18 protein-coding genes and 1 tRNA gene are annotated in these 18163 nt (G+C 68.6%); 9 read left to right on the top strand and 10 right to left on the bottom strand.

What is annotated here, in order from left to right; all coding sequences use genetic code 11:
* Position 1 precedes the first annotated feature (1 nt).
* Positions 2-811: a ferritin-like domain-containing protein gene (locus BM144_RS05820; protein ID WP_092950349.1), complete on the bottom strand. Its 810-nt coding sequence runs from the start codon at positions 809-811 to the stop codon at positions 2-4.
* 488 nt (positions 812-1299) lie between these two features.
* On the opposite strand from BM144_RS05820, the gene BM144_RS05825 reads away from it, so the two are divergent.
* Positions 1300-1647, top strand: coding sequence for a KGG domain-containing protein (locus tag BM144_RS05825; RefSeq protein ID WP_092950350.1), 348 nt, complete (start codon positions 1300-1302; stop codon positions 1645-1647).
* A 329-nt stretch (positions 1648-1976) separates the two neighbouring features.
* Positions 1977-2273 carry a hypothetical protein gene (locus BM144_RS05830; protein WP_092950351.1) on the top strand — a complete coding sequence of 99 codons (297 nt, stop codon included), beginning with the start codon at positions 1977-1979 and terminating at the stop codon, positions 2271-2273.
* A 99-nt stretch (positions 2274-2372) separates the two neighbouring features.
* Here the strand turns inward: BM144_RS05830 and BM144_RS05835 are convergent.
* The 6 genes from BM144_RS05835 to cysS all read right to left on the bottom strand — a co-directional run bounded on the left by BM144_RS05835 (position 2373) and on the right by cysS (position 8145).
* Positions 2373-2465, bottom strand: a tRNA-Ser gene (locus BM144_RS05835).
* A 43-nt stretch (positions 2466-2508) separates the two neighbouring features.
* Positions 2509-3780, bottom strand: a complete 1272-nt coding sequence (locus BM144_RS05840; protein WP_092950352.1) for an aspartate kinase — start codon at positions 3778-3780, stop codon at positions 2509-2511.
* 186 nt (positions 3781-3966) lie between these two features.
* A complete protein-coding gene (tilS, locus tag BM144_RS05845) occupies positions 3967-4914 on the bottom strand; it encodes a tRNA lysidine(34) synthetase TilS (protein ID WP_092950353.1) in 948 nt (315 codons plus the stop codon).
* A 102-nt stretch (positions 4915-5016) separates the two neighbouring features.
* Positions 5017-5991: an acetyl-CoA carboxylase carboxyltransferase subunit alpha gene (locus BM144_RS05850; RefSeq protein WP_092950354.1), complete on the bottom strand. Its 975-nt coding sequence runs from the start codon at positions 5989-5991 to the stop codon at positions 5017-5019.
* Between the two features lie 62 nt (positions 5992-6053).
* Positions 6054-6713 carry a DNA-3-methyladenine glycosylase family protein gene (locus BM144_RS05855; protein WP_092950355.1) on the bottom strand — a complete coding sequence of 220 codons (660 nt, stop codon included), beginning with the start codon at positions 6711-6713 and terminating at the stop codon, positions 6054-6056.
* A 52-nt stretch (positions 6714-6765) separates the two neighbouring features.
* Positions 6766-8145 carry a cysteine--tRNA ligase gene (cysS, locus tag BM144_RS05860; protein WP_092950356.1) on the bottom strand — a complete coding sequence of 460 codons (1380 nt, stop codon included), beginning with the start codon at positions 8143-8145 and terminating at the stop codon, positions 6766-6768.
* Positions 8146-8369: 224 nt separating this feature from the next.
* Between cysS and BM144_RS05865 the strand changes: the two genes are divergently transcribed.
* The 6 genes from BM144_RS05865 to BM144_RS05890 all read left to right on the top strand — a co-directional run bounded on the left by BM144_RS05865 (position 8370) and on the right by BM144_RS05890 (position 13879).
* Positions 8370-9443 carry a tetratricopeptide repeat protein gene (locus BM144_RS05865; RefSeq protein ID WP_092950357.1) on the top strand — a complete coding sequence of 358 codons (1074 nt, stop codon included), beginning with the start codon at positions 8370-8372 and terminating at the stop codon, positions 9441-9443.
* Positions 9444-9588: 145 nt separating this feature from the next.
* Positions 9589-10899 carry a L,D-transpeptidase family protein gene (locus BM144_RS05870; RefSeq protein ID WP_092950358.1) on the top strand — a complete coding sequence of 437 codons (1311 nt, stop codon included), beginning with the start codon at positions 9589-9591 and terminating at the stop codon, positions 10897-10899.
* An 8-nt stretch (positions 10900-10907) separates the two neighbouring features.
* Positions 10908-11489 (top strand): peptidylprolyl isomerase, encoded by a 582-nt coding sequence (locus BM144_RS05875; RefSeq protein WP_175525965.1) that lies wholly within the window; start codon positions 10908-10910, stop codon positions 11487-11489.
* 55 nt (positions 11490-11544) lie between these two features.
* Entirely contained in the window at positions 11545-12051 is a 507-nt protein-coding gene (locus tag BM144_RS05880; protein ID WP_092950360.1) for a peptidylprolyl isomerase, read from the top strand.
* A gap of 165 nt (positions 12052-12216) precedes the next feature.
* Positions 12217-13026 carry a UDP-2,3-diacylglucosamine diphosphatase gene (locus BM144_RS05885; RefSeq protein ID WP_092950361.1) on the top strand — a complete coding sequence of 270 codons (810 nt, stop codon included), beginning with the start codon at positions 12217-12219 and terminating at the stop codon, positions 13024-13026.
* Positions 13027-13030: 4 nt separating this feature from the next.
* A complete protein-coding gene (locus tag BM144_RS05890) occupies positions 13031-13879 on the top strand; it encodes a M90 family metallopeptidase (RefSeq protein ID WP_092950362.1) in 849 nt (282 codons plus the stop codon).
* A 22-nt stretch (positions 13880-13901) separates the two neighbouring features.
* Here the strand turns inward: BM144_RS05890 and ggt are convergent, their stop codons facing one another.
* Both ggt and BM144_RS05900 read right to left on the bottom strand, forming a co-directional pair.
* Complete coding sequence (gene ggt / locus BM144_RS05895) at positions 13902-15536, bottom strand: gamma-glutamyltransferase (RefSeq protein WP_092950363.1); 1635 nt, start codon at positions 15534-15536, stop codon at positions 13902-13904.
* Positions 15537-15544: 8 nt separating this feature from the next.
* Positions 15545-16528 (bottom strand): Bug family tripartite tricarboxylate transporter substrate binding protein, encoded by a 984-nt coding sequence (locus BM144_RS05900; RefSeq protein ID WP_092950364.1) that lies wholly within the window; start codon positions 16526-16528, stop codon positions 15545-15547.
* Between the two features lie 128 nt (positions 16529-16656).
* On the opposite strand from BM144_RS05900, the gene BM144_RS05905 reads away from it, so the two are divergent.
* Positions 16657-17625, top strand: a complete 969-nt coding sequence (locus BM144_RS05905; protein WP_092950365.1) for a LysR family transcriptional regulator — start codon at positions 16657-16659, stop codon at positions 17623-17625.
* Here the strand turns inward: BM144_RS05905 and BM144_RS05910 are convergent.
* Positions 17606-18073, bottom strand: coding sequence for a nuclear transport factor 2 family protein (locus BM144_RS05910; protein ID WP_092950366.1), 468 nt, complete (start codon positions 18071-18073; stop codon positions 17606-17608). The genes BM144_RS05905 and BM144_RS05910 overlap by 20 nt on opposite strands.
* Positions 18074-18163: the final 90 nt, after the last annotated feature.

The following is an 18163-nucleotide window of genomic DNA, read 5'->3' on the forward strand; positions in this document are numbered from 1 at the left end:
GTCAGACCGCTTCGTTGGGCAGCGGGCCGGACACCACCAGGGCGCTGAGCCACGCCTGCACGGTGCTCAAATGCCGCTGCTCCTCCGTCAGGGCCTGCGCGAATTCGCTCACCAGATCCGCTTTTCCGGCCTGCTCGGCCAGCTGGATCAACAGCTCCCATCCGGCGTTGTCCGTGAGTTCAGCCGTCAGGATGGCCGACAGGGCCTGGGCCAGCGTGGTGCGCGGGTCCGTCACCACCTGGATGAGCCCCATCGATGCGGTGGCGATCACGTCGGCGCAAGGCGTCTGTGCAGTGGGATCACCACCCAGCGTGCGCATGGCCTCCGACAGCAGTTGAAAATGCTGCAGCTCTTCGGCACGTATCCGCTGCAGCGTCGCGAGGGCCGATGCATCGGCCAGCAAGGCCGCGTCGTCCGTGCCCAGACCCAGGGCCTGAAGCGCTTGTGCCGGGGACGGCACCTGCGCTCCGGCATTCAGCGCGGCCTGGTACTTCACGATGAGCGCGTCGTACAACCGCGTGCCGCCGCGTTCGAACGCGATGCGCTCTCCGATCTTGTCCAGAAGGATTTCTGGGTGATCGCCCATCAGCTTGCTCACGCCGGTGCGCACCATGCCGCCCAGAGAGGTCGGAGGCGGCACCCCTCCGAGAGGGTCTGCTTCCTGCGCATAGAGCAGCCGGACCTCTTCGCTTTGTGAAACATCGATGGGCCCGGGCGGCGAGTACCGTGCGACGGCCTCTGCCATTGCGCGGGCGCCGGCTGGCGATGCAGCAGCTCCCGTGCGATTCATGCCGGTGGTCGTGGCTTCCATGAAAACTCCTTTTGCGTTGTTTCATCGGGGAATGCGAGCGATCCATCATTCGCAATCCCCTGCGCTGCAGGACGTAGGAAGCCGCGCAAGATACGGCCCACGTTACAGGTGTGCAGCCCTTCACGGCGTGTCGTGCAGGGCTGCCGGGCCGTGGCCACCGGGCCGGCAAGCTTTGCCGCAAAGCTGTCGCAATGCCTCAAGCATCGCCTTGGCCTGCGACGCAACCACACACCGCCACGGTAGCGTGCATCGACAGTTGCACGTTTGCTTGCAATAAAAAAAAACGGTGCAGAAATGCCGTGCCGAAACGGCCTGTTTCTCTCCCTGCAAGCCCGTCAACACTCTTCTGTCAAACGGCGCCGCCGGCCCTCCAGAACGGCCTGCGCGCGGTGCGCGCGGCACACGGGTTGCCGCCACTTTCATCGACAGCGCTTGATCGCGCCGTCACCTTCACACCACACTTCGTAATGTTCCAAAGGAGAAATCACATGGCATCGAATCAAGGCAACCAAGGCAATAACAACCAAGGGAACCAAGGTAGCGGTTCCGGTCGCGGATTTGCCGGCATGGACCCCGAACGCCAACGCGAGATCGCCGCCGAAGGCGGACGCGCTGCGCATGCAAGCGGGAATGCCCACGAATTCAGCTCCGAGGAAGCCCGCCGCGCCGGCAGCATGAGCCACGGTGGCGGCAATCAGAACAGCGGCAACCAAGGCGGCGGAAACCAGGGCAGCGGCGGCAGCACCCAAAGCAACGCCAACAGCGGCGGCACCCGCGGTGGCAGCAGCCAGCAGCACGCAGAAGCCGGCCGCCAAAGCCACAAGAACGACCGTTGACCCAGGCTAGGCAAAGCGCGACGCGCCCTCGCCCGCAGCATGCAGGCAGGCAGGCAGGACGCGTTGCTGGATGCCTTGCGAACGGGAGGCCGCTGGGCATCTGTCCGGGCGGCCTCCTGGCCTTTCGTTCGCGGCGCTGCTGCAGGGCGCCGATGCGTGCATCCGGCAACGCTGCCACCGCCGGGTCGGGCACCGCCTACGGCGGCAGGGTGCACCGGCCGACCGTGAGATTCCTGCGGACCGTCTACCTTCGGGCTTTCGCAAACCGCCGAAGAGCCCGCAGCCCCCGTCTGCGCCGGCTTGGGGCATCTCCTCTACAGGAACACACCATGAACAAGGAAGCACTCCGCGAATCCGTCCGCCACGTGATCGATTACGACGACCAGCGGGCCAGCGCCCCGCGCGAACACGCCCTCACGGCGATTGCCGGTGCCGGTCTGCTTTTCTGCGCGCTCATCGCCCGGGGCCGCACCCGTGCCGTGTGCCGTGCAGCACTGGGAGGCGCCCTACTGCTGCGTGCCGCCGGCGGCCGCGACGGCCTGCGGCAATGGAGCCATGAACGGGCGGAGTTGCAGACACCCTCGCCCGCACCGCAAGCAGTGCCTCCGGCAGACCTGGCCATGTGAGTCGGGCCTTTCAGACTGCCTCAGCGCGCAAGAGCCAGAAACAAGAAAGCCACCTTGCGGTGGCTTTTTGCTTTCCAACCCGGAGAGCTGGGAATTGTTTGGCGGAAACGGAGGGATTCGAACCCTCGATGAGGCTCTACACCCCATACTCCCTTAGCAGGGGAGCACCTTCGGCCACTCGGTCACGTTTCCAATCCCACGATTATGCCTCAGATCAGAGGCGTTTCAGACGAAATCACGCGGCTGCGGGCTGGTCGAGTTCAAACGCCTTGTGGAGCGTGCGCACGGCCAGCTCGACGTATTTCTCGTCGATCACCACCGAGGTCTTGATTTCCGAGGTGGAGATCATCTGGATGTTGATGCCCTCTTCGCTCAGCACGCGGAACATCTTGGAGGCCACGCCCACGTGGCTGCGCATGCCGATGCCGACGATGCTGACCTTGCAGATCTTGGCATCGCCCACGACTTCCTGGGCGCCCAGGGCCGGCACGACCTTTTCCTTGAGCAGATCGACGGTGCGCGCGAAATCGTTGCGGTTCACCGTGAAGCTGAAGTCGGTCTTGCCGTCCTTGCTGAGGTTCTGGATGATGACGTCCACCTCGATGTTGGCATCGGCCACGGCACCGAGGATCTGGTAGGCGATGCCCGGCTTGTCGGGCACGCCCAGCACGGAGATCTTGGCCTCGTCGCGGTTGAAAGCGATGCCGGATACGACGGCTTGTTCCATTTTTTCGTCTTCCTCAAAAGTGATGAGCGTGCCGGAGCGGGCTTCTTCGTCGATGTCGATGTCCCAGGGCGTGAAGCTGGAGAGCACGCGCAGCGGCACCTTGTATTTGCCGGCGAACTCCACGGAACGGATCTGCAGCACCTTGCTGCCGAGGCTGGCCATCTCCAGCATTTCCTCGAAGCTCACCGTGTGCAGGCGGCGGGCTTCCGCCACCACGCGCGGGTCGGTGGTGTAGACACCATCGACGTCGGTGTAGATCAGGCACTCGGAGGCCTTCATGGCCGCGGCCACGGCCACGGCCGAGGTGTCGGAGCCGCCACGGCCCAGGGTCGTGATGTGACCCTGCTCGTCGATGCCCTGGAAGCCGGTGACGATGACCACCTTGCCGGCCGCGAGGTCGGCCCGCACGCGCTGGTCGTCGATGGATTCGATGCGGGCCTTGGTGTAGGCGCTGTCGGTGCGGATCGGCACCTGCCAGCCCGCGTAGCTCACCGACTCCATGCCTTCGGCCTGCAGCGCGATGGCGAGCAGCGCGGAGGAAGCCTGCTCGCCCGTGGAGGCCAGCATGTCGAGTTCGCGGTGGTAGGCGGCGGAGGCGCGCGAGGGAGCGAGGTCTTTCGCGAGGCCGAGCAGGCGGTTGGTCTCGCCGCTCATGGCGCTGGGCACCACCACCATCTGGTGGCCCGCCCGCGCCCACTTGGCGACGCGTTTGGCGACATTGCGGATGCGCTCCGTGGAGCCCATCGATGTGCCGCCGTATTTATGAACGATCAATGCCATTGGATATCCGGGTGACGGTACGAAGGCCGCGGCGCGAGAGGAAGAAAGAAGGCACGGGAATCGGGTCCGTCGGGATGGAGGCCCCCCGTGTCTCACAGCCCCGGGGCCTCGTAGGCACCCTGTGCGCTGTGGCAGGGTGTTTTGGCGCGCCGCCTTCATTCGTGCGATTGAAAGGACCAAAACCCGTCAATTGTACCAACCGAGTTCCTCGCCTTCCCGCGCTACGAAGCCCTTTCCCACCTTGATGCGGATGCGGTGGCCCCGGGTGGCGCAGGCCGCGAGCTGGTCCAGCAATTCATGGAGCTGGGCGGCAGTGGGTGTGGTGCCGCAGGCGGTGCGCAGCCAATGGCGCAGCACGTTGGCCTGGCGCTCACGGCCCAGGGCCCGCAACGCGGCGATGCGTGGAGGCTGCCCCACGGCCAGCAGGTCCGCCTGCGCCAGTTCGCGCAGCAGCACGGCGGCCTCGGCCGCGTGCGAAGCGCTGCGCGCGAAGGTGTCGCGCAAGTGCGGAAATGCGGCCTCCAGCGCCGGCAGCACCCGGGCCCGGATGCGGTTGCGCGTGTAGCGCTCATCGGCGTTGGTGGGGTCTTCGGCCCATCCCTCGCCACGCGCGACCAGCCAGGCGCGCACTTCCGCACCGGCCACCCGCAGCAGCGGCCGATGCCAGTCGATGCCGCCGCCCTGCCAGCGGGACGGCATGGCCGCCAGCCCCGCCACGCCCGCACCGCGCGAGAGCGCGAGCAGCACGGTTTCCACCTGGTCATCGGCGTGCTGGGCAACTGCTATGTTTTTGATAGCAATCTTTTCAATGGATCCGGCGGCAAGCGCCTGCAATGACGCATAACGCCATTGGCGGGCGGTGGCTTCCGGGCTGTCGCCGGCGGCATGGCGCGCATCCACGTGGGCGGCGCGCAACGGAACCCCGAGGCGCTCGCACAGCGCACGGCAATGCGCCTCGAACCCGTCCGCCGCGGCCTGCAGGCCGTGGTGCACGTGCAGCGCATGCACCTGCCCCGGCCAGCGCTGCGCACAGGCCTGCAGCAGCGCGGTGGAGTCGGCGCCGCCGCTCAGGGCGACGCCGAGCGGCAGCGCCGGCCGGAACCGGTCCATGGCCGCCTCGAAGCGCTCGGTCATCGCATGCCCCTGCCACAGGCCGCGCGCGGCCCGCCAACGAAAACGGCCCCAAAGGGCCGTTCCGATGGCGAAGAGGCGGCAAGCCGCCTCCGAACGCGCCGGTCAGCGCTCGGCACGCGTGTCGTTGAAGCGGCCATAGCTCTGCAGGCGCTCGTAGCGGCGGTCGAGCAGGTCCTTGACCTTCAAGTCGGCCAGCTGGCGGTGGGCATCGCCCAGCGCGCGCTTCAGGAAAGCGGCCATCTGCTTGTGGTCGCGGTGGGCACCACCCACCGGCTCGCTCACGATCTTGTCCACCAGGCCCAGGGCCTTCAGGCGGTGCGCCGTGATGCCCATGGCATCGGCCGCGTCCTGCGCCTTGTCGCTGGTCTTCCAGAGGATGGAGGCGCAACCCTCGGGGCTGATGACGGAGTAGATGGAGTACTGCAGCATGACCACCTGGTCGGCCACGCTGATGGCCAGGGCGCCGCCGGAGCCGCCTTCGCCGATCACCGTGGTGATGATGGGCACTTCGAGCTGCGCCATTTCGAAGATGTTGCGGCCGATGGCTTCGGATTGGCCGCGCTCTTCGGCGTCGATGCCGGGGTACGCGCCCGGCGTGTCCACGAACGTGAAGACGGGCAGCTTGAACTTCTCGGCCGTCTTCATGAGGCGCAGGGCCTTGCGGTAGCCCTCGGGGCGGCTCATGCCGAAGTTGCGCGCGGCGCGTTCCTTGGTGTCGCGGCCCTTCTGGTGGCCCAGGACCATGCAGGGATGGCCGTTGAAGCGCGCGAGTCCGCCCACGATGGACAGGTCGTCGGCGAAGTGCCGGTCGCCGTGCATCTCGACGAAGTCGGTGAAGATCTCACGCACATAGTCGAGCGTGTAGGGCCGCTCGGGATGGCGCGCGATCTTGGTGATCTGCCAGGGCGTGAGTTCGCCGTAGATGTCCTTGGTGAGCTGCTGGCTCTTCTTGCTGAGCTGATCGATCTCCTCGGAGATGTCCACCGCGCTCTCGGTCTGCACGTAGCGCAGCTCTTCGATCTTGGATTCCAGCTCCGCGATGGGCTGCTCGAAATCCAGAAAAGTCTTTTTCGCCAATTTTTACTCCTTGGGCTGTCTTGCCTTTGCAGGCCCTGCGCGCGGCGGCCGGGCGGCCGCCCTCAATAGTCCACCGGCAGGGGGGCGAGCGACCGCCAAATATACCAACTCGCCACGCTGCACCAGGGCTTCCAGGCCTCGGCGACCTCGCGGGCATCGCTGCGGCTGACCGGGTCGCCCGAAAAATAATGCTGGCTGATGCCCTGCAGCAGGGTGGCATCGTCCAGCGGCAGCACGTTGGGCCGCGCCAGATGGAAGATGAGGAACATGTCGGCCGTCCAGCGGCTGATGCCGCGGATCGCCACCAGCTCGGCGGCGATGGCCTCGTCGTCCATCGCGTCCCAGTCCCGCACGTGCAGCCGGCCGGAATCGAAATGCAGCGCGAGGTCCACGAGGTAGTCCACCTTGCGCGCTGACAGGCCCGCGGCGCGCATGTCGTCCACCTTGAGCTTGAGCACGGCGGCCGGCGTCATGCTGCGCAGCAACGCGGCGAAGCGGTCCCAGACCTTCTGTGCGGACGCCACCGACACCTGCTGGCCCACGATGCTGCGCGCCAGCGTGGTGAACGCATCGCCGCGCGCCACGAGGGCGACGTCGCCCAGCTCAGGAATGAGCCGCTTCATGACGCGGTCCTTCTTGACCAGATGGCGGCAGGCGTCCGCCCAGTAGCCGGGGGCGGTGGACGGCTCGGCCGTCCCCGCGGTTTTCTTGCTGGAGGCCACGCTTACTCTGCCCGGGGAAAGATCGGTTCGGAAGAAAAGAGGATGCCGCTGTTCATTGCGCGGCCTCCCAGGTCGTGCCGGCGGCGGAATCCTTGAGCACGATGCCCTGCGCGAGCAGGTCGTTGCGGATGCGGTCGGCTTCGGCGAAATCGCGGCCGGCCTTGGCGGCTGCGCGCGCGGCGATGCGCTCGGCGATGACCGCCTCGTCCAGGCGCGCGCCTGCCTGCAGGAAGGCGTCCGGCGCGCCCTGCAGCAACCCGAGGCTGCCGCCCAGCGCCTTGAGCAGTCCGGCGGTGCGAGCGGACCGCGTGCGGTTCACCTCGCCTGCCAGTTCGAACAGCACGGCGATCGCCTCGGGTGTGCCGAAGTCCTCGTCCATGGCCGCCTTGAAACGGGCCGCGTGCGGATCGGTCCAGTCGATCGGGCCGGTGTCTTCGGGCGCCACCAGGGCGAGCGCGGTGTAGAGCCGCTTGAGCGCGGCGCGCGCGTCCTGCAGGTGGACATCGCTGTAGTTGAGCGGGCTGCGGTAGTGCGTGCGCACGATGAAGAAGCGCACCGTCTCGGCGTCGTACTGCGCGAGCACTTCGCGGATCGTGAAGAAATTGCCGAGCGACTTGCTCATCTTCTCGTTGTCCACGCGCACGAAGCCGTTGTGCATCCAGAAGCGCGCCAGCGGCTGGCCCGAGGCGCCTTCGCTCTGCGCGATCTCGTTCTCGTGGTGCGGGAACTGCAGGTCCGCGCCCCCGCCGTGGATGTCGAAGCTCTCGCCCAGCGTGGCGCAGCTCATGGCCGAGCATTCGATGTGCCAGCCCGGCCGGCCGGCGCCGAAGGGGCTGTCCCACTTCGCCTCGGGCGGCTCGCCGGGCTTGGCGGCCTTCCAGAGCACGAAATCCAGCGGGTCTTCCTTGCCGTCCTGCACGGCCACGCGTTCGCCGGCGCGCAATTCGTCGAGCGACTTGCCCGAGAGCTTGCCGTAGCCCTGGAATTTGCGCACCGCGTAGTTCACGTCGCCGCTGCCCGAGCGGTAGGCCAGGCCCTTGCCCTCCAGCGTGCCGATGAGCGAGAGCATCTGCGGCACGTATTCGGTGGCGCGCGGCTCGACCGTGGGGGGCTCGATGGCCAGCGCGCCGATGTCCTGGTGCATGGCCAGGGTCATCTCGTCCGTGAGCTGGCGGATGGTGATGCCGCGCTCCACCGCACGCTTGATGATCTTGTCGTCGATGTCCGTGATGTTGCGCACGTAGGTGACGCGGTAGCCGCTGCTGCGCAGCCAGCGCTGGACCACGTCGAATGCCATCATCATGCGGGCATGCCCGATGTGGCACAGGTCGTAGATGGTCATGCCGCAGACGTACATGCGGACATGGCCGGGCTCCAGCGGAGAAAAGTCCTCCATCGCACGCGACAGCGTGTTGTAGATGCGCAAACTCATGGAATGTCAGTGAAGAGGGGTGGCGGAATGCAGCCGGGCCTGCCCTTGCGGGCGGCGATCCGGCGCCAGGAAGCCCTGGCGAGCGGGGCGTGCGCGGCGGATGCGCGACACGGGAATCAGGAGCGGCAACAGCGCACCGGCATGACAAAACCCCTCGGCTACAATCCGCCGCAGTATAAGGCCCGTTACTGCTTGACACCTTCACACCCCCTTTTCCATCGCCCATGACGCACGCACGCCGCCCAATTCCCCATCTCCTGCGACTGCTCGTGCTGTCGGCCTTGCTGGGGGCTCCGCTGGCCCACGCGGACGACTACGCGGACATCACCCAGCTGCTCAAATCCGGCAAGCCCGCCGATGCCCTGGCCAAGGCAGACCAGCGCCTCCTGGCCAATCCCCGCGACCCGCAGTTGCGGTTCCTGCGCGGCGTTGCCCAGGCGGACTCCGGCAAGCAGGCGGACGCGGTGGCCACCTTCACCAAGCTCACCGAGGACTATCCGGAGCTGCCGGAGCCCTACAACAACCTGGCGGTGCTCTACGCCAACCAGAACCAGCTGGACAAGGCGCGCACCGCGCTCGAGATGGCGATCCGCACCAACCCCAGCTACGCCACCGCCCATGAGAACCTGGGCGACATCTACGCCAAGCTGGCCAGCCAGGCCTACAACAAGGCCCTGCAGCTGGACGCCTCCAACGCCACCACCGTGCGCCCCAAGCTGGCCCTGATCCGCGACCTGTTCTCCGGCGATGCCGGCAAATCGGTGAATGCGAAGGCGACCGTGCCGGTGGCAGCCGCCACAGCCGCCGCACCGGCCCCCGCGACCACGCGCACCCCTGCGCCCTCTCCGGCTCCGGCACCCGCCCCAGCGCCTTCTCCCGCGCCGGCGGCCTCGCCCGCACCGGCGCCTGCCGCTGCTCCTTCGCCGGCACCCGCCCCCGCCGCGGCCACCAGCAATGCGGCCGAGAAGGACGTCACTGCGGCCGTGCGCGCCTGGGCCGCCGCCTGGGAAGGCCAGGACATGAATGGCTACCTGGGCGCCTACGACCAGGGTTTCGTACCGCCCGGCAAGCAAAGCCGCGCCACCTGGGAAAAGGAACGCCGCGACCGCATCGTGGGCCGCGCCAAGATCAACGTGACCGTGAACGACCTGCGCGTCACGGTGAACGGCAACAAGGCCCAGGCCCGGTTCCGCCAGGGCTACAGCTCCGGCTCCTACAGCGTGAACAGCCGCAAGACCCTCGATCTGGTCCAGAGCGGCGGCCGTTGGCTGATCCTCCGCGAGTCCACCGGCGGCTGATGGCGGCGCTGCGTCGTACGTCTTTCCGGATGTGCATGCCGGCGCTGTGCAGCGCCGGCGTCGTACCTTGCGCAGCCCTGCCGCACCGTGCCCGCCGCGCGGCGCGGGGCGGCCCCCACACCCTTCTCTCCCTGTAGAGCCGCGCATGTCCGTGGCCATTCCCTTACGGAGCCGCACGGTCGCGGCGGCGGCAGCACTGTCCGTGCTCTGCGGCCTGGTGCCGCCGGGCGCTTATGCCCAGGGCGACAAGGAGCGCGCCGTCGCGCGCGCCAAGCGCTCCCAGACCAAGGCACCCGCCCGCGCACAGCCCGCGCCGCTGCGGGACGGCCAGGCCGAGCAGCGCCTCATGGAGGTCTACCGCCTCACCGGCGAAGGCCGTGGCCGCGAAGCACTGGCCAAGGCCGAGAGCCTGGTGCGCGACTACCCGCATTTCCAGCTCGCGCAACTCACGCTGGGCGATCTGCTGTCGGCCCGCACACGGCCCCTGCGCCAACTGGGCGATGTACCGGCCGGCCAGGGCGATGCGCCCCAGCCCCCCACGCCCACCGCGGCGGAGGTGCTGGCCGAGCTGCGCGCCGAGTCGCGCCAGCGCACGGATGCGCTGCGCATCCGCCCTGGCGCGCGCGCCATTCCCGCCCAGTTCCTGGAACTGTCGCCCCGCTCGCGCCATGCGATCGCGGTCGATGCCTCGCGATCGCGCCTGTACCTGTTCCAGAACACCGACCAGGGTCTGGAGCTGATCGCCGATTACTACGCCTCGGTGGGCAAGCTCGGCATCGAGAAGGCCCTGGAGGGCGACCAGCGCACGCCGCTGGGTGTCTACTTCATCACGAGCCGGCTCGACCCCGCCACGCTGAAAGATTTCTACGGCGCGGGGGCGCTGCCCATCAACTACCCCAATCCGCTGGACCTGAGCCGGGGCAAGACCGGCAGCGGCATCTGGCTGCACGGCACGCCGTCCGAGCAGTTCTCGCGCGCGCCGCTGTCCACCGACGGCTGCCTAGCGCTCGCCAACCCCGACCTGGAGCGCATCCTGCGCACCGTGGAGCCCCGCTCCACGCCGGTGCTGATCGCACGGCAGATCCAGTGGGTACAGCCCCAGGCCGTGCTGGGCGAGCGCCGCCAGTTCGAGAACGTGCTCGACGCGTGGCGCACCGCCAAGTCGCAGGGCGACGTGCGGCGGCTGCTGTCGTTCTACGCGCCCGGCTTCCAGAGCTACGGCAAGATGCAGCTTGCCGACTATGCCAAGAGCCTGGAGGCCGAGACCCGCGCGCTGCGCGGGCGCCCGCTGCACCTCAAGGACCGCTCGCTGCTGCGCTGGACGGATGCCTCCGACACCATGGTGGTAACGTTCGGCGAAGTGGCCGAAGGCGCCCGCACCGGCCCCGTCAAGCGCCAGTACTGGATGCGCAAGGGCCAGCAATGGCAGATCTTTTTCGAAGGAGTGATTGGATGATGAAGACGATGTTTTCCAGACGACATGCCGCCGCCGCCCTGGCCGGCCTCGCGTTCGCGGCGCTGACCCCCTCGGCCATGGGGCAGGCCGCGGCCGCGCCGAAGGTCAAGCTGGCGACCACCCTGGGCGACATCGTCGTGCAGCTCGATCCCGCCAAGGCCCCCAAGACGGTGGAGAACTTCCTCCAGTACGTGAAGGACAAGCACTACGACGGCACGGTGTTCCACCGCGTGATCGACGGCTTCATGATCCAGGGCGGCGGCTTCACGCCCGACCTGCAGCAAAAGCCCACGCGCCCGCCGATCCCGCTCGAAGCCAAGAACGGCCTCAAGAACGATGCCTACACCATCGCCATGGCCCGCACCGGCAGCCCCGATTCGGCCACCTCGCAGTTCTTCATCAACGTGAAGGACAACGTCGCTCTCAACGCGCCCAACCCGGACGGCCACGGCTACGCGGTGTTCGGCAAGGTGGTGAGCGGCAAGGAAGTGGTCGACAAGATCAAGGCGGTGGAAACCACGAACCGCGGCATGCACCAGGGCGTGCCGGCCACGCCCGTCGTGATCAATTCCGCCACCGTGGTGCAGTGAGCCCCCGCTCGCCCGCCCCCCACCGTCCCCCTCCCGGACTTACCAAGGAACCCGAATGAGCAACCCCCAAGTCGAACTCCACATCGCCGGCCACGGCGTGATCACCCTCGAACTCGATGCCGAGAAGGCGCCGAAATCCACCGAGAACTTCCTCGCCTACGTGAAGAAGGGCCACTACGACAACACGGTGTTCCACCGCGTGATCCCGGGCTTCATGATCCAGGGCGGCGGCTTCGAGCCCGGCATGAACCAGAAGGGCACCGACGCAGCCATCGAGAACGAAGCCCAGAACGGCCTGAAGAACGACAACTACACCGTGGCCATGGCCCGCACAAGCGATCCGCACTCGGCCACCGCGCAGTTCTTCATCAACGTGGCCGACAACGGCTTCCTGAACCACACCGCGCCGTCCGCCCAGGGCTGGGGCTATGCCGTGTTCGGCAAGGTGGTCAAGGGCACCGAGATCGTGGACGCCATCAAGGGCGTGAAGACGGGCCGGAAGGGTTTCCACGACGACGTGCCGAAGGACGACGTGATCATCGAGAAGGCTGTCGCGCTCTGACACCGAACTGAGCCGCTGCGGGCGCAGCCGCCTCGGCGGCCGCCCCGCTCTCCCGGTTCCGCGTGGGCCGCTTGCCGGTCTGCCGCCGACACCCTTGCCGATGGTGCGGCGGACCCGGATCGACGCCCCCGATATCCCTTCGTTCGCCCTCCGTCCTTCCGCCCGATGCCTCCGACCGTGCCGTCTCTCCCGGAATTCGTCGCGCCCAGCGCCTGGCGCACGGTCGATTTCATCTCCGACCTGCACCTGGATGCCGATCATCCGGAGACGGTGCGCGCCTTTTCCCGCTACCTGGACACCACCCCTGCCGACGCCGTATTCCTGCTGGGAGACCTGTTCGAGGTCTGGGTGGGCGACGACGCGCTGCAGGAGCCCGGAAGCTTCGAGGCCGAGGGCTGCGCGCTGCTGCGCCGCGCCGCATCCCGCCGGTCCCTCTATTTCATGCACGGCAACCGCGACTTCCTCGTCGGCGATGGCTTCACCACGGCCACCGGCGTTCCGGTGCTGCAGGACCCCACCGTGCTCGTCTTCGCGGGCCGCCGCTGGCTCCTGAGCCATGGCGATGCGCTGTGCCTGGACGACGTGGACTACCAGCGTTTCCGCGCCGTGGCGCGCGACCCGCAGTGGCAGGCGCAGGTACTGGCCCGCCCGCTGGCGGACCGCCGCGCCCAGGGCCGCAGCGTGCGCGCCGAGAGCGAGGCGCGCAAGCAGTCCGGCTCCGGCTTCTACGGCGACGTCGACACTGCGGCCGCCCTGGCATGGCTCGCGGCGGCCGACGCGCCCGCGCTGATCCACGGCCACACGCACTTGCCGGCCGACCACGTGCTGCGCGAAGCGGCACCCGGCGGCGGCGGTGCGCCCGCCCTCACCCGCCATGTCCTGACCGATTGGGACCTCGACTCCCTCGCGCCGCGGGCCGGCGCGCTGCGGCTCACCGCCCAGGGCTTGGAACGCGTCGCGCTCGTCCCCACCTGAGGGCATGCACGCGCCCTTTCGCCACGCCCTCCGCCGCTTCGTCAACCGCGTGCGCGCCACGCTGGCGCCCGTCCCCGACATCAACGCCCCGCTCTGGCTGCAGACGCTCTCGCGCTACCCGTTCCTGGCCGCGCTGCCGCTGCACGACCAGGCCAAGCTGCGCGCGCTGAGCGCCCATTTCCTGCAGCGCAAGGAGTTCACCGGTGCCCACGGCATGGAGGTGACCGACGCCATGGCCGTCGCCATCGCCGCGCAGGCCTGCCTGCCGCTGCTGCACTGGGGCGAGCCGGCGCAGGCCCTCGCCTGGTACGACGACTTCGTGGGCATTGTGGTCCACCCGGGCGAAGCGGTGGCCCGCCGGCAGTCCGTGGATGCGGCCGGCGTGGTGCACGACTACGACGAAGTGCTGCTGGGCGAGGCGATGGAGCGTGGCCCGGTGATGCTGAGCTGGCCGGCCGTGGACGGCGCCGGCCGGCCGCTCGCGCGCGGCACCGCGGGCAGCGGCACGAGCGTGGTGATCCACGAGTTCGTGCACAAGCTGGATATGCGCAACGGCGGCGCGGACGGCTACCCGCCCCTGCCGCCGGGCTTCATGGGCGCGCGCGACACCCGCAGCGCGCGCGAGCGCTGGCGTGCCGCCTGGGAGCCGGCCTATGCCGAGTTCCGCGAGCAGGTCATCATCGCCGAGCGCTTCGGCGGCGAATGGCCGTGGCTCGATGCCTACGGTGCCACCGCGCCGGCCGAATTCTTCGCCGTGGCCTGCGAAGCCTACTTCGTCAGCCGCGACCGCTTCGCGCAGGAATTCCCCACGCTGCGGCCCGTGCTGGACGCGTTCTTCCAGCCCGCGGGCTGATGCTGCACGCGCGCCGTCCGGGTCAATCCACCGCGGTGCGGTAGGCCACGCCGTCGCGGCCGGGATCGGCGCCGCCGTGCAGCCGGCCATCCGCCGCGATCTGCACGCCGTGTACCCAGCCGATGGTGTAGTTGTACGGGTTGCGGAACACCTCCACGCCTTCTTGCTGCAGCACGCGCGTGACGTGGCGCGGGATGCGGTTGCACACGTCGATGGAGTTGCTGGTGGACGAGAAGCGCGGCGCCGACACCGCCTCCTGCATGCCCATGCCGTGGTCGATCATGTTCAGCAGCACCTGCAGCACGCCCATGGCGATCTGCGTGCCGCCCGGCGCGCCCAGCACGATCTCGGGCCGGCCGTCCTTGAAGACGATGCTCGGGCACGAGGAGGTGAACCGGCTCTTGCCCGGCTGGATGCTGCCCGCGCGGCCCGGGCGCGGATCGAACACGCCCATGCAGCCGTTGTAGAAAAAGCCCATGCCCGGCGTGATTACGCCCGAGGGCATGGCCAGCGAATGCGTCATCGACACGCAGTTGCCGTCGCCATCGACCACGCACAGGTGCGTGGTGTCGCGCGGCACGGGGGCGCCCGGGTTCACGCGCTCCACGCTGAAGCGCTGCCCGGCACGGATGGCGTCCGCCACGCGCGCGGCGCCTTGCTTGGAGAGCAACTCCTCCAGCGGCACCTGCACGAAGGCCGGGTCGCCGATGTGCCGGTCCTTGTCGGAGGTGGCCTTCTTCATGGCCTCGCTCAGGAGGCGCAGGTAGTCCGGCCCGTTGTGCTCCATCTCCGCGAGCGCGAAGTTCTCCAGGATGTTCAGCATCTGCAGCAGCATGGCGCCGCCGCCCGGAGGCTGGTTGGTGGTGATGGTGCGGCCCCGGTAGCTGCCCTTGAGCGGCGCCACGCGGCGCACCCGGTAGCGCGCGAGGTCTTCGCGCGCGAGCAGGCCACCCTGCGACTGCACGTGCTCCACCATGCGGCTTGCCAGCTCGCCCTCGTAGAACGGCGAGATGCCTTCCTCGGCCACCTGGGCGAGCACGCTGGCCATGCCGGGGTTGGCGAGCGGCGTGCCGATGGGCTTGGGCGAGCCGTCCGCGCGGCAATAGAGAGCGCGCCCTTCGCCGCTGTGGCGCAGGCGGTCGAGGTTGCTCGCGCGGCCCATGGTGGGCTCGTCGATCCAGAACGCATGCATGCCGGGCCGCACGAAGAAGCCTTCGGCCGCCCAGGCGATGGCGGGCGCCACCACGTCCTTCCAGGGCAGGCGGCCGTGCGCGCGGTGCATGGCCTCCAGGCCCTTGAGCGTGGCCGGCGTGGCGATGGACTGCGGGCCGATGTCGTTGACGCGGCCCTTCAGGATGAAGCCGAAGCCGTCCTTGGTCTCGCCTTCGAGCAGGCCGGCCCACATGTCCTCGCGGCAGGCGAGCGGCGCGGGCGCGTGGAAGTCGAAGTACTCGTGCGCTGCCGGGCCCGCGGCACCCTGCATGTAGACGGCCGCCGTGCCGAAGCCGGCGATGCCGCACATCAGCGGGTCCACCACGGTCTGCGCGAGCGCGGTGGCCACCGCGGCATCCACCGCGTTGCCGCCCGCGCGCAGCACCTCGATGCCCGACTCCGCCGCCTCGGGCTGCGGGCAGGACACCATCGCTTGCTTTTTCATGGCCGTCCTCACTTGCCGCTCAGGTTCAAGGCGTCCAGCGTCGGGCCCCAGGCCTGGGCGTCGCGGCGGGCGGTTTCCATGAGCTGGCTGGCGGGCCCCGGCATGGGGATGGCGTTCATCGCGCGCAGCTTGGACTGCACCTCGGCGCTGGCGTGGAAGGCACGCGTGCCTTCGTGCAGCCTGGCGATGATGGCCGGGGGCGTGCCGCTGCGCGCGACGATGCCGCTCCAGCCCATGGTGTCGAAATCCTTCACGCCCAGTTCGTTGGCGACCGGCACGTCGGGCAGCTCGGGCAGGCGCGAGGGTGCGAGCACCACGAGCGGAATCACCTTGCGGTTCTTGATATGGGGCAGCGCGGTGCCGGCCACCGGGGCCATCACCTGCGTCTGCCCGCCGATGGTGGCCATGAGGCCGTCGGGCTCGCCCTTGAACGGCACGTGCGTCATCGAGATGCCGAGCTTCTTCTGCAGCAGCTCCACCGCCAGTTGCGTGGAGTTACCCAGGCCCGACGACGAGAAATTGAGTTGTCCGGGATGCGCCTTGGCGTACTTCACGAGATCGTCCAGCGACTTGAAGCCCGTCTCGGGGTTGGCCACCAGCACGAAAGGCACCGTGCTCAGCATGCCCACGCCGGTGAAGTCCTTTTCGGGGTCATAGGGCAGCGGCTTGTAGACGAACTTGTTGAGCACCATCTGCGACACGCCGCCGAACATCAGTGTGTAGCCGTCGGCCGGCTGGCCCAGCACCTGCTGCGCCGCGATGATGCCGCCCGCGCCGGGCTTGTTCTCCACCACGATGCTGGCGCCCAGCGCCTTGCCCGCGTGCTCCGCCCAGAGCCGCGCGACCGTGTCGGAGCTGCCGCCGGCCTGCTGCGACACGACGAGCCGGATCGGCCGGGTGCCCGGGTAGCCGGCGGCGTCCTGCGCGAGGGCCGGGGCGGCCCACGACAGCGCGGCGGCCGCCAACGCGGCAAGGCAAGAGAATTTCTTCATGGTCTGCAGTCTCCGAGGGGATCAGGGGTGGGAACGCGGGCCGCAAGGCACCGCTGCTCCCTGGATTATTCGGAGGCGCCCGCCGCCGCACCAGCGAATTCGCCCGATGGATCCATTAGCATTTGCTCATGGGTTTCTATGATCAAGTCGCCTGGGCGCGCCGGCTGAAGGTGAAGCACCTGGAGTCGTTCCTCGTGCTGGACGAGGCCGGCACGCTCACCGAGGCCGCCGTGCGCATGCACATGACGCAGTCAGCCATGTCGCACTGGCTGGCCGACCTCGAAGAGCTGGTGGGCATGCCGCTGGTCACGCGCGGGCGGCGCATCCAGCTCACGCCGGCCGGGGTCATCATGAAGCGGCTGGCCATTGGCGTGCTGGGCGACATCTCGCGCACGCAGATGGAGCTGGGCGCGGTGGCCGAGGGCCGCACCGCGCGGCTGCACATCGGCAGCGTGTGGGCCGGGGTGGCGCGCGGCGTGCCGCAGGCCCTGGCGGAATTCCAGCGGCTGCACCCCCACATCTCGGTCACGGTGTCCGAAAGCCCATTCGGCAACCTGCTCGAAGGGCTGCAGAACAAGCAGCTCGACGTGGTGGTGGGCTCGCTCGATGCCCGCGCGCATCATGCGCGGCTGGAGCACCGGGAGCTGTTCGAGGACAACGTCTGCCTCGTGGTCGGCCGCGCGAGCCGCCTCTGGGACGCTGCCGGCCCCCTGCGGCTGGCCGACCTGCTGGAAGAGGACTGGATCATGCCGCCCAAGGGCACGCTGATGCGCTCGCAACTGGACGCCGCGTTGCTCGACAGCGGCGCGCCCTGGCTGCTGCCCAAGGTGGAGACCGCCGCCATCACCACGCTGCAGGCGCTGATCCACCAGGGCGACTACCTGGGCGTGTGCTCGGAAGCCATGGCCGAATACCAGGCGGCGCTGGGCAACATGCGGATCCTGCCGCTGGACCGCACGATCCGCTTCGGCCCGGTGGGCGTGGTCTGGAGCCGCGACAACCCCGCCGAGGCCGTGCGGCTCTTCGTGGACCACATCACGCAGGCCAGGACAGTCCCGCCACCATCCCCGGGCAGCGTCACAGCCCCAGGTCGCTGAGCGATGCGTGGCCGTCCGGGCGGCGGCCCAGCGGCCAGTGGAACAGCCGCTCGGCCTCGCGGATGGGCAGGTCGTTGATGCAGGCGAAGCGCCGCTGCATCAACCCCTCTGCGTTGAACTCCCAGTTCTCGTTGCCGTACGAGCGATACCAGTTGCCCGAATCGTCGTGCCATTCGTAGGCGAAGCGCACGGCGATGCGGTCGCCGCCGAAAGCCCACAGCTCCTTGATCAACCGGTAGTCCAGCTCGCGCGCCCACTTGCGGCGCAACAGCGCACGCACGGCATCGCGGCCCACGGGAAAGTCCACGCGGTTGCGCCAGCGCGTGTCCTCGGTATAGACCTGGGCCACGCGGTCGGGGTCACGGCTGTTCCAGGCGTCTTCGGCCATGCGGACCTTGAGCAGGGCGGTGGCTTCGGTGAAGGGAGGGACGAGAGGGGTCGAGGTCATGGCAGCGGGCCTTTCAGAACGGGGTGACAACAATGTAGACAGACCTGTCTACATCCGCAATGTAGTCGATGTAGACAGACTTGTCTACAA

The sequence above is a fragment of the Paracidovorax konjaci genome (genome assembly GCF_900112675.1).
In the GTDB taxonomy this organism is placed as follows: Bacteria; Pseudomonadota; Gammaproteobacteria; order Burkholderiales; family Burkholderiaceae_C; genus Paracidovorax; species Paracidovorax konjaci.